At 45.2% G+C, this 12276-nt stretch carries 10 protein-coding genes and 1 pseudogene; 2 read left to right on the plus strand and 9 right to left on the minus strand.

Annotated features, from left to right (window positions below; genetic code table 11):
- Nucleotides 1-41 precede the first annotated feature (41 nt).
- The gene (locus tag JK130_RS12635) at nucleotides 42-1589 is read left to right on the plus strand and encodes a catalase (RefSeq protein ID WP_281420723.1); all 1548 of its coding nucleotides are present in this window, start codon (nucleotides 42-44) and stop codon (nucleotides 1587-1589) included.
- 62 nt (nucleotides 1590-1651) lie between these two features.
- On the plus strand, nucleotides 1652-2233 hold the full coding sequence (locus JK130_RS12640) for an ankyrin repeat domain-containing protein (protein ID WP_218354688.1): 582 nt from the start codon (nucleotides 1652-1654) through the stop codon (nucleotides 2231-2233).
- A gap of 113 nt (nucleotides 2234-2346) precedes the next feature.
- Here the strand turns inward: JK130_RS12640 and JK130_RS12645 are convergent, their stop codons facing one another.
- The 9 genes and pseudogenes from JK130_RS12645 to JK130_RS12685 all read right to left on the minus strand — a co-directional run bounded on the left by JK130_RS12645 (nucleotide 2347) and on the right by JK130_RS12685 (nucleotide 11742).
- A complete protein-coding gene (locus tag JK130_RS12645) occupies nucleotides 2347-4899 on the minus strand; it encodes an acylase (protein ID WP_218354689.1) in 2553 nt (850 codons plus the stop codon).
- Nucleotides 4900-5287: 388 nt separating this feature from the next.
- Nucleotides 5288-5473 carry a hypothetical protein gene (locus tag JK130_RS12650; RefSeq protein WP_218354690.1) on the minus strand — a complete coding sequence of 62 codons (186 nt, stop codon included), beginning with the start codon at nucleotides 5471-5473 and terminating at the stop codon, nucleotides 5288-5290.
- Between the two features lie 816 nt (nucleotides 5474-6289).
- Nucleotides 6290-7030: a hypothetical protein gene (locus JK130_RS12655; RefSeq protein WP_218354691.1), complete on the minus strand. Its 741-nt coding sequence runs from the start codon at nucleotides 7028-7030 to the stop codon at nucleotides 6290-6292.
- A gap of 414 nt (nucleotides 7031-7444) precedes the next feature.
- The gene (locus JK130_RS12660; RefSeq protein WP_218354692.1) at nucleotides 7445-8806 is read right to left on the minus strand and encodes an MBL fold metallo-hydrolase; all 1362 of its coding nucleotides are present in this window, start codon (nucleotides 8804-8806) and stop codon (nucleotides 7445-7447) included.
- A 41-nt stretch (nucleotides 8807-8847) separates the two neighbouring features.
- Nucleotides 8848-9270, minus strand: coding sequence for a DUF6691 family protein (locus JK130_RS12665; RefSeq protein WP_218354693.1), 423 nt, complete (start codon nucleotides 9268-9270; stop codon nucleotides 8848-8850).
- A 21-nt stretch (nucleotides 9271-9291) separates the two neighbouring features.
- Nucleotides 9292-9720, minus strand: coding sequence for a YeeE/YedE family protein (locus JK130_RS12670; protein ID WP_218354694.1), 429 nt, complete (start codon nucleotides 9718-9720; stop codon nucleotides 9292-9294).
- 466 nt (nucleotides 9721-10186) lie between these two features.
- A pseudogene (locus tag JK130_RS12675) lies at nucleotides 10187-11137 on the minus strand (IS30 family transposase).
- 105 nt (nucleotides 11138-11242) lie between these two features.
- Complete coding sequence (locus JK130_RS12680) at nucleotides 11243-11431, minus strand: hypothetical protein (protein ID WP_218354695.1); 189 nt, start codon at nucleotides 11429-11431, stop codon at nucleotides 11243-11245.
- Nucleotides 11432-11490: 59 nt separating this feature from the next.
- Complete coding sequence (locus JK130_RS12685; RefSeq protein ID WP_218354696.1) at nucleotides 11491-11742, minus strand: hypothetical protein; 252 nt, start codon at nucleotides 11740-11742, stop codon at nucleotides 11491-11493.
- Nucleotides 11743-12276: the final 534 nt, after the last annotated feature.

Below are 12276 nucleotides of genomic sequence, written 5' to 3' on the forward strand. Positions count from 1 at the left end.
CAAAATTGTTTTTTACCTGCGTTACCGCAGGGATATTAAGTATGTCAGCTCAGGCCGATACCCTGACCCGACAAAACGGTGCCCCTGTGGGCGACAACCAAAATTCACAAACCGCCGGGCCCTGGGGGCCTGTGCTTCTTCAGGATTCTCACTTAATCGAGAAACTGGCATCGTTTGACCGTGAGCGGATCCCTGAGCGTGTGGTGCATGCCCGTGGAACCGGTGTGTATGGTTATTATGAAAACTACGAAGATTTATCTGATGATACTGTGGCCGCACCGTTTCAGGAAAAAGGTAAAAAAACCGATGTTTTTGTTCGTTTTTCTGCGGTAATTCATGGCCATCAATCACCTGAAACGCTACGCGATCCCCGTGGTTTTGCTGTGAAGTTTTATACCGAACAAGGAAACTGGGATTTGGTTGGTAATAACTTTCCGGTGTTCTTCATCCGTGATGCGATGAAGTTTCCTGACATGGTGCACGCGTTCAAGCCTTCACCGGTAACTAACGTGCAGCAGGGCAGCCGAATTTTCGATTTCTTTTCTCATGTGCCAGAAGGGACTCATGCGTTAACCATGCTGTTTTCTGACTTTGGTACGCCGGCCAGCTATCTGAACATGAATGGCTCGGGTGTTCATGCATTTAAATTTGTCGATAAGTCAGGCGACTACAAATATGTGAAATTTACCTGGAAGGCCAACCAGCCGATTAAAAACTTTACCGCCGATGAAGCGGTGAAAATGCAGGGCAAAGATTTCCAGCCACATACGACTGATATCTATACCCGTATTGGTGAAAAAGGCGAAACCGCATCGTGGGACTTGTATCTGCAGGAGTTAGAGCCAGAGCAGTTAGACGACTTCGACTTTAACCCTTTAGACACCACCAAAATCTGGCCTGAATCGCTGGTTTCAGCCCGTAAAATCGGTCGCCTGGTGCTTAACCGCGTACCTGACAACTTCTTTGAAGAAACCGAACAGGCTGCTTTTGCGCCAAGCAACCTGATCCCTGGTATCGAGCCATCAGAAGACCGTATGCTGCAGGGACGTTTGTTTTCTTACGCTGATACACAACGTTATCGTTTAGGTGTAAATGCTTACCGTATTCCGGTGAATACACCAAAAAACGCGAGCATCAATAACCACGAACAGCATGGCCAGTTGCGCACCACGCACTCCAAACGCGATGTGAACTATCAGCCAAGCCGTCTGGTCGATTTGAACGAAGATAGCCAATACCGCTACTCAAGGAAGCCGCTTGCAGGTATGACCCAGCAAATACCTTTTTATAAGGAACAAAACTTCAAACAGGCTGGTGATTTTTATCGCAACCTGTCTAAAGAAGGTCAGCAGCACTTAATTGAAAATATGGGTGGCACACTGGCCGGTGTGGATAACAAAGAAATCCGCGTCATTATCAGTGCTTACATGTACAACGCCGATGAGGCGTACGGTACCGGTGTAGCAAAATTGGCTAAGGTTTCGATGAGTGATGTGAAGGCAGAAGCGAAAGCGCTTATGTCAGAACAGGCTGAGCGTGCCAAGCATGCTAAAAAGGTAGCTGAAAGCCTGGCTGCCATGCACAAGTAACACCGTTTGGCCCTGCTGTTTATGGCAGGGCCTGTTTTTGATAAAACCTGGAGTAACCGACAATGAAAAGCCGTCTTTTAAGCAGCGTAATGTTGACACTTAGCCTGTTATTCATATCAGCCACAGCTTTCGCTGAGCCCGATGCGCAAACATTAAAAGCCCGTTATTTTGATGCTGCACGGGCAGGCAATCAGCCACTGCTTGCTGCATTTTACAACGCAGGTCTGGATGTGAATGTTACCGACGAAAAAGGCTATACAGCCCTTATTCTGGCGGCTTACCATGGCCACAAAGATACCGTGGGTTATTTAATAGAGTCTGCACATGCCGATGCGTGTCAGGAAGACAAGCGTGGCAATACCGCATTAATGGGTGCAATATTTAAAGGCCATTTAAGCGTAGCAAAGCAGTTGATGTTTACCGATTGCAATGTGGATGCACAAAACCAGCAAGGCCAGACAGCGCTGATGTTTGCCAGCCTGTTTGATCGCCAGGAGTTGGTGAATGAGCTTATCGCCAGCGGGGCCAACCCCCGGCACCAGGATGCATCTGGTAATTCTGTTTCTGATATCGCGCTGTCCCAGGGCAATTATGATCTGGCGCAAGCCTTATCAGAATCCGGCCAGGCGTCACCGGCCAGGTAACCCCGCAGCGCCAATAGAGCACCAACAGAACAGTTGCCTTCCCTGGCATTTACCATCCCGTTGCTTAGCGTGTCGGGTTATGTCTGGCCTTAGTTTATGGCAACGTGAACCTCTTATTGTGACGACAGAGTAATTTTCTCAATGGTATTTGCTTCAATCTCTTCATCCGTGAAGTAAATATCTCGCAGTGTGGGTTGCTCAGAATACAATCTGGTTTGATCTAAGAAGTGTTCGCTACCAAATTGACGAGATTGTGAATACGTCAATATTCCCCGTCCTTGCGGACCTTCATCAGTAAAACTAATCACCATTGCCCAACTGGTTCCATAATTAATGTGGTAGCCGTTACCCTCTGCACTCATAATGGTATCGGTGTTTACTGGCTCATAACGATGTCTTGGAAGCAGCGTTTCATCACGGCCTCTGATGCTATCAAATACATTAAACCCACCTTCAATGTTGTGTGCACCACCCCACGGTAGTTTTTCGCCCGACGCAGTACCATCGGGTAAACTGCGCTCTACAAACTGAACCTCACCTAAAGTGGCATCAAAAGCAACGCCCGCTTGTTCAATCACCTGCACTGCTTTTGCGAGTTGCTGCAAGGTAGTCCCGTTTTGCTCTAATCCAGAAGGCGTTGTGACCGGAGCATCTGGAGAGAACGGGACTTCCCATTGAGGTTCCTGACTAAATTGAAAGGCAAACTCTCTAAACACATGTGCACCCACACTTGATGTGTTCATTGTACTATCCCACATCGCAAGGGCATCACATGCATCAGAAATATCTACATCTTCTCCATCAACGTTCACTGGCGCATTGCTTTGCTCGGTGCACGTTTGTAAAAGACTGGGTAGAATGTCTTCGGCCAGGTAACTGCGATTGTTTAACAATAGATCTTCTACTTCTTGTGGGGTAAAGGTGCCATCGCTTCCCGCTTCAGTCTCAATAAACTTTTGTCCCATTCTTGAGCGCAGTGATTGTTGATTTTCAGTATTTCCGTAAAGCGGATTTACACCGGTTATAGGCGAAGATAAATTTGTTAACCAAAAACTATCGTTTGAGTTTTGTACCGAATCGGCACCCTCATATTTTGGTGCTTGTTCATACGGAACAGGCCCATCAAAATCAAATTGTGAGCTATTGCCGGGCAATACGGTAAAGCCCGCCGCAGCTTTGGTTTGTATAAGACGAGGATTGGTCGTTAATTCATTGATGGCCGTTTCATTAAGGTTTGGCACGGTTGAGTCGTCGATATAAAAAACTTGCCCATCGTCTGAGGCTGCCATCGTATTATTAAAAATTACGCCATCATAATCTTTAAATGCTTGCTTAAACTCGTCCATAGACGACGCCATATTCATTGCCAGCCAATGATCCACTACATCAAAATTAGGTAAGTTCGCATCTTTAATGGCAAACGCACTTTCGTTATCCCACCCAAAGTTACCCGGAATTTCTATCATTGGCCCATAATTGGTGTAATAGGATGTTTTGTTGAGGGCTATGGTTTGACCATCGCCGGTAGCGACTTCGATTTGCAATGATTTTTCATGAATTATTTCTTTATCGCCATCTACCACATGGCTCATTCCTGATGTATCGTTTTCATCCAGGCTTAATTGATAAACCACAAAATGCTCGGCTGTTGAAAAGGTGTGAGTCCAGGCTACATTTTCATTAAACCCAATATTCACTGCACCAGGTAATCCCATTAACGAGCTACCCGTTACGTTCAGATAATCCGGAATTTGCGCATGGAAGTTCCAAAAACGTAAGTTACCCGTGTGAGGAAAGTGAGGGTTACCTAAGACCATTCCTTTCCCGTTAGTGGTTTTATCGCTGCCTAATCCCCACCCGTTTGACCCCATTTCCTGGGGATTTCTTTCTGGCAGCGTAACGGTTGGCGTCATGTTCAACGTAGTACGTGGTGTACCAGACACGGTTTTTGCAGATGTAGTTTGACTTGATGCAGCAGACGCAGGGGTTGGTAGGTAATTTTCGCCTTCAGGCGCCGCCAGGAACATCGGCGCTAAAAAGTTAGACGCGCCGGGCAATAGGGCAACACCTAAAGAATAGGTCAGCAAATCTACGCTATCGATAGGCTGAACCCACGGCTGTCCTGCACAGCTTTGATCCTGTTCTTCTATTGGGGTGTCATTTAAATACCGGTTGTAGCCAGCTGCGTACCCTTGAAACATAGCTTGCGAATTATCTGAAAGGCTCGGTAAATTATCTTCGGCCAACTCTCGGATGCCTAAAGTAAGATACCCAAAGTCGTTGATGAGGTGCTCTGAGTCACCACTACCTGGCAGCAAGTCGGGCCCGAAATACTTTGCGCGCTGAGAATTGTATTTCAAAATTTGATCAGCAAGGACACACATGTTGTCTCGAGCAAATGCGTAGCCTACACCGTAAGCCATACTTTCAAGATTATCGGCTTTAACATGAGGCACACCATAGGTGGTCCATGTGATATCGGCATTTAACGTACCATCGCTATCAAAAGCAGGCACTGGCCCGCTTACTATTGGCGGTGATGGTGGCGTGCCTCCGTCCTGCTCATCTGAAGAGTCGCTGTCGTTGTCACCGCACCCTACCAGACAGGCGGCAATAGAAAGTGCAAGTAAAGTCCGTGTAGGATTGGTACTTTTAGTGATTGTCATTGATAGTTTCCTTGTGAGTAAATCCGAATACGACGATCCAAGAGCAACAAAATACTTCGTTAGCAGCCACCACTCACCAAACTGCTTTACATGAAGTTAACAAAATAAGCAGTTAAACAACACAATCACTTGAAAAAAATTCGCCTTGCGTTGGCTTTGCAATTGCAACGTATAGTTCGACCCGTTTGCGGCTACAGCTTCGTGGTTAACTGATATAAAAGCTGCTTAAGAGAAAAAGTTTACTGTAGCTGGCCGCCACATGGGTACAGTGAGGACAGGGACTAAATAGGAAATGGCGAAACTGGAGTAAATAACGAGTAACTAGGACAGGCACTTCCCCTTCCTATGTTTTTTGCGGCCCCCCCTACATTAAACGGTCTGAAGAACTTCATTCAGAAGCTAAGAAGCTGATAGCAGATGCAAGGAGGGTCTGTCTCATGAGCTTGCCCATGCTCCTGTTATGAGCCTCTATTAACACTGTGTTTTCATCAATATCACGTAAATCTGCGTGAACTTTACGATAGCTATCATCGCAAAGCGATTTAGCACCAGAATTAACTAAAATATTGAACATGAGTCCAGTTACTTTTGACCATAAGCCGCTGTAAATTATATTTCACTAACCAATAATATAATTAGCGGAATAGGTAATTTTAATGAAAGAAACATAAAGTAAGAGATCTAACTGTTGCGAAAACGAATGATATTAGTGGGGGAATAGTAGCGCTTTACTGGGTAGGTGTAGGAGCAGTATAGGCGTATCGCTCATATAAAACGGTAAGGTTTGCTTCGCAAGCCATGGCTGGCGGAGCCTTACGACGCTGCCAAATTAGTCATCCGCTAGCTATAATAGCGTACGGCCAGGCTGTCCGCTCATTTTTTTGGAGCGTAACCATGTGTATAAATGAAAATCGCTGCCCTTGTTGCAAAAGTACTATAGGGATGCCTACGAAAACAAAGCTATTAATACACGAAACAATTACATGCCAAACCTGTGGCACTTCGTTAACTGTCAGTATTTTTTCAGCTGTACTCGCAACCTGTATTTTGGGTGTACCCGCCTGGCTCCTTTTCGACGAGCTTCTTATAACTACTGACATCCACAATTATCTGAAGCTTTTTTTAGGCTTCAGTGTTTGTATGTTTACGGCACGACTTGGTTTTCCATTCACCCTACTTGCCCAGGTCAAGCGCTGAACATACACACTTTTGTGTTCACCGCTTACCTGTTAATTAACCTATCGAGCTATTCCTATAGGTATTAATAGTCAATGCCATAGCGCTGCAAATAAAGAGAACAAATCTTTTTTAAAACAAATTGTTGTGTATTTACAGGAATGCAAGGAAGGACTGTCCCGTGCTTCTTCTCAGTTTTTTATTCCCTCATGTTTTAACGCTCTTCAAACTCAATTTCCACATCGGTAATATACACTGTTGTAGCACCTTCAAACCCTGAATCAATTGAGACATATATCCAGGCTTCACCGGTGCTTCCCGTACTCATTGAAAAACTTTCACTATTACTTAATGTCTTAATTTCCCATGTAGGGGACTCTATATGAGCTTCACAGGAAATTGGCAACCCGATACTTCCCAGGTAAACTACATCCTCGCCGCCACCTTGACCGTCATTAATATCGACCCTGTAGGTGCCTACGTCGCCCTCATTTGAAATAAATCGATTAGGTTCACTTGGTAATATGGAAGACTTAACTTGAACAGAAGAACCCGGACCACCGCCAGCTCCAGAACATTCTTCGGATTCAATGGTCAAAATGTCGACTTTGAAATTGACGTCGTACATAGTTGATGGACTCAAAACATCAATACGCTTTTTTATATAACCTTTGATATCGGCCGAATAATTGAACCAACCAAACTCAATCCCCTTTCTATATTCGTATGGTTCTGGCAGCTGAGATATTTTTGAAATTATTTTATCGTTATCTTCATGTTCAACCTGATAATCCGCGACTTCAATTTCAAAGCCTTGAGCGCTCTCTGAAAAACTGAACAAGAGAGGTATTCGTTCTTTTTCGGCAGGTGGAGGTGCGGGGTTATCGTCTGACGAGGAGCCGCATGAAAAAAGAAAGCCGGCACAAGCGATGACTAAGTATAATCTGATATTCATAATATATCCCTATATAAACTATCGATCAAATCAGCTTTCCACCGCCCCCCTTTAATGTCAACATCTGATTTAAAGAAATCGAAAATTACATTTTACAATTTCCTTTTTTTCACTGTTATTAATAATGTGTGTTCATTCTAAAACTCAGATTAGATCAGACTGTTTGGCATCGATGATAAAATGATACGTATCCCATCGATGTATGGGAGGAAACAGTCCTAAATTGTTATAAGTTATTAGACATGGCCAAAAGCAGAAATTCTGCTAATGGCCAGTTAACTGTTATTTAAAGCCGTATTGATTTTTAACTGAAATACTCACGTAGATAAAGCATTAGACAAGAGCCGACAGCCAAGACAAAGGCTATCCTATCCATAGGACGTTACCTTAGCCTTACCCTTTCAGTCGTACTTATTATTCGGTTGGAAAATCAAGCCCTTTCCATGCTTTCATTCCACCTAACAAATTTCGTACATCCATAAAGCCTGCTCTTAATAAAATACTCACTCCCACCCCGGCCCGGTGGCCTACACCGCAGGTCACTATTACCGGTTGATTTTTATCTAAGCAAAGTTCGTCCAGCTTATCTTCCAGGTATCCCACATAACAATGTTTTGCATTGGGAATGTGGCCGCTATCGAATTCATCACTTTCTCGCACGTCTAATACTTGTGGGTTGTCCATGTCTTTTAATGCCCGTGGCGAAATTGATCCACTCGATTCCCATTCACGTGCGGCATCCCGCCACGCTTCAAACCCGCCAGCCAATGCTCCTCGAACATTATCTAATCCGATATTACTCAAATGACGCACTGCAGAGTCGATATTCACATTTCCCTCGGTAACCAGATAAATAGGACTGTCGGCTTCGGCCAGCCATCCTCCAAATACCGGCAAACCGCCTTCCCAGATACTATAGCTACCGCTAATATGGCCTCCCGCAAAACCTTCAGGCAAGCGTGTATCATAAATTCGCTCGCCCCTACTTGCGTTGTCAAAATCGTCAACAGTATGTAGGGGCACATCACCGCTTCTGAGCTTAGGCGGCAGCCCGCCATCTAAATTAACTTTCTCCATCGTGCGAAAGTATGGTGGACGGGGGATGCGCTCTCCTCCTTTCTTCTGTGCAAATTCGTCACGTGAGAGAGTAAATACATTATTGTAAGTTTTTTCATCGCCTAATGTTGACCACGATCGCTCTGCCATGCCGCTACCGCACACTGAGCCTGGACCATGGGCAGGTAGAACTAATGCTGTATCGCCGAGACCCGCCAGTTTTTTATGCACCGAGTCATAGATACAAGCTGCATTTTCAACCGATTTGTCTTCAGCCGGGAGATCTGAGCGTCCGGTATCCCCAAAAAACAACGTATCGCCGGTAAATATAGCCCAGGCTGTCTCGGCATTCTCGTCTTCATACACCGCATAACTCATACTTTCAGGAGTATGGCCGGGGGTGTGTAAAGCACGAATAAGTAGTTTACCTACACGAAAAGTATCGCCATCTTTTAACCGAACATCACCGTGACCAAAGGTTTCAAAATTACCATTGTAGATTTTTGCGCCGGTGCGCCTGGCCAACCACGCCGACCCCATCACAAAATCTTCCTGACGGTGGGTTTCAACGATATGCGTTATGCGCGTTCCCAACAAACGTGCTGCATCAACATAATCTTGTACATGGCGAGCCGGATCCACCAACATGGCTTCGCCTTCGTCAGCCAGTAGCCATGCATAATGCGCAATCCCGGGTGTTTCGATGCGTTTGAGTTTCATTATTTTCTCCTATGCCTTCGTCGAAAAGAGTTTTAACCGTCTCATGTAGACGATTTCGATTTTAACCAATGCTGGGCCAGCATACCGGCAAGCATCGCAACCACAAATAACACTACATCAGGCTGTAACGTCGCCAATGCTACGACCCCCGGGCCAGGACAAAATCCACCAATGCCCCAGCCTATTCCAAAAATAGCGGCGCCTAAAACTAACTTTGTGTCGATTTTGGTGCTCGAGGGGATATCAAACTTATCTGTGAATACCGGTCCCTGTCTTTTACGGACCCAATAAATTCCCGGGGCTGCGATAGCAATCGCACCTCCCATAACAAACGCTAAGGTCGCGTCCCAGTTAGAACTCCAGTCTAGAAAATTTAAGACCCGCGCCGGATTGCTCATCCCAGATATAATGAGGCCTAATCCAAAAATAAATCCACAAAACAGGGAGGTGGCAAGTGCTTTCATAAATTTGCTCCTCGGTTACTTTTAAAAGTGTCTTATGAGATTAGTGGTGATCACCGCCGCACCAAAAAATATCATCGTGGCAACTATCGAACGCGGCGATAGCCGACCGATTCCGGCCACACCATGACCAGAAGTACAGCCGCTACCCAATCGGGTACCGAAGCCTACCAATAACCCTGCAATTATCATCCAACCTGAGCCTAACTGAGTCTGGACCGCAAAGCCGCCCATTAGCGCAATGTAGAGTATTGCTGACAAAATGATTCCGGCTAAAAATGCTAACCGCCAATGTCGTTCGAATCCGCTTTTTGTCATTGCGCCGGCAGAAATACCCGATATCCCCGCGATACGCCCAAGAGTCAGCAGTAGCAATACCACTGCCGACCCAATAAGAATACCGCCTGCTAAGCCCGCCCATGGTTCAAACGGGGTTGTAGTCCAGTTTTCCATTTTTTACTCCTTAAGCACTCTGCGCAGGGATTTTTTATCGTTGAAAGATACATAGCGTGTTAACGACTTCGTATAATCCCAGTTACATTAATAAATGCATAACGGTTAAAAAAGGATCAGTTGGCGGTAGATAGTACTTTCTGGCTGCCAGATAAACTGAAGTATTTACCATGCGTTACAGGCAGATGATCAAATGGCAAACACAGCAGCTTAAAGTCTTCCTACACGTGGGGGTTCGGCTTTCGGGGATTTCAAAGAGGCTGAAGAATAGCTACAGAGCTGCCAGCCCCATACTGTGTTCGTATGTTAACACTCACTTTAATGTAATTCGGGGAAAGCCAGACATGAAGCCCTGAGCCGAATACAGGCACAGGTGCGCGTGCAGGCAACATTTTGGCTATTGTGTAAGACACGAGGTATGAAAAGTGACTCGCGGATTCAACCCCGAAGTGCACCACTCGCTAAATTAAGCCGCACCACGTAATTTATCAAACACCACTGCTGGCTGTTTATATCCCAGGCACTTTCTTGGCCGAAGGTTAAGTGCCCGTTGAGCGTCTGCAATTTGCTTGTCTGTTACTGTCCATAAATCCGTGCCTTTTTGGATATATTGCCGCAGCAACCCGTTGAAGTTTTCGTTCAGGCCGCGTTCCCATGATGAATACGGGTTGGCGAAGTAAATGTCCGTCTTCAACTTCTCTGCAACCATTTCATGGTCACAGAATTCACTGCCGTTGTCCGCTGTAATAGTGCGAACGTGGCAACGGTAGCGCCACAACATGGCAATCATGGCCCTGCTCACGTCTTCTGCGCTTTTCGCTGGCACTTTGCGTATCAGGTACAGCTTACTTTTTCGTTCAACCAGGCTCACGATGGCACCTGTGCCGTTCTTGCCTAATACCGTATCGGCTTCCCAGTCACCGAACCGTTTCTTCTTATCTACTATGGCAGGACGGCATTCAATGCCAACCCGATTCGGAATAATAACGCGCTTCGCGTAGCTGCCTTTACGGTATTTACGGTGGCCATGTCGTAACTGCTTGTAGAGCTTTCCACCGCGCAATTTATCGCGCTGTACGAAGCCGTAAATCCACTCATGACTGACGATATGACCAATAATTTTGCCCACGCCTGCAATCTGTTCGGGGCTCCACTTCTGGCTCAGCCCGAACTCGACGAAATTAATAGTCAGCGCTGATACACTATATTTCGCAGCCTGACATCGTCGTTTGACTGCCTTAGCCTGAGCAGCTTCAGGCAGGTAGTGGTTGTTCCGAATTCTGTTGCGACGCACTTCAAGACTAATCGTGCTGTGACTCACCTTTAACCGCTTCCCTATCTCCCGATAGCTGAAACCCTCGCGTAATTAGGCTTCGATCTGGTATCGTTGTCCTTCGATCAACTGCTTGTACCTCATGGTAACTACTCATGTTTTTTGGCGATTACAGAGTACCACCAACAGGCAGTTGATCTCTTCTCACCGTTTAACAATGAATGGTGCACTTATTATCTGAATTCGGGACTATCTTATGTGTTGAAAGTCATCAGGCCAAAACTCTCCCATTATACTGGCAGCTATGATCGCAACAAAAACAACACTTAAATTATTATCAAAATCAGGAATGAGTAACGTAATAAGTGAATTTATTAAAACCGCCGATAGGCTTGAAATTAGTATAGCTGCTATCTTTTTATATTTTGTTTTAGTCATTTTTTCTCCTTGATAAAATAAAGTTCTTTAAGTAGAACTTTATTTTATCATTAATTGCGCTATCTCAAGCGATACGTAACATAGCCTGCCGTGGCGGCCCCAGCCGTAGCACTGACCGCATTAAAGCCACCTGGGCCCCATACAAAACCTCCAGCAGCTGCACCCGCAAATCCTGATCCACTCAAGCCTGAGCCCCAACTGCTCATGGCATAGCCAGCCATAGAAGAAGCAGCTCCTACTACACCCATTCCAATATTAGCCAGAACTCCACCATTAACACTTTCTATTTCATTTATATTTAGTTCATACATAGTTACTTCACCTAAAATTACCTTATTGTGTGAGACAGTTAAATAAACGCCCCACAAAAATTACAAATGGAAGAACTTATGAAATATAAGAAGACTAAAACTCACAAACCACCTAAACCTAGCCTTTATATTTAAAAGTTCTGTTCCAGAATACATAGGATTTTGTATTTACAAAACTGTACATAAAGCGCGTTTTTGACAGAATTACGAATATCAGTCGGCCGGATACACTTTGATATTTTTGTGTGTCTTGCGCAAAGTAAATTTTGTGGTGGAGTTAGTCAATCTGGCGGGTGCTAAAAATATCGCCTCCAAGATGGCAGAAGCGGGACCCCTACTCTTGGCTGGTCTCTCACTACGCGGGTATTCGCCTCTAAACAGTGGCGTGTAACCGCACACTTTGTAAACCTGACCTGAAAGAATAGCGAATAAGAAAGTAACTGATGTAGAGGATAGCTGTAACTACCCCCTAAAATGAAACAGCTTATTCGTAGAATTTCTTTTAAACTATTTGAAAGGAGTTTTACGATGACA

Source organism: Alteromonas lipotrueiana, from assembly GCF_019249245.1.
Lineage (GTDB): Bacteria > Pseudomonadota > Gammaproteobacteria > Enterobacterales > Alteromonadaceae > Alteromonas > Alteromonas lipotrueiana.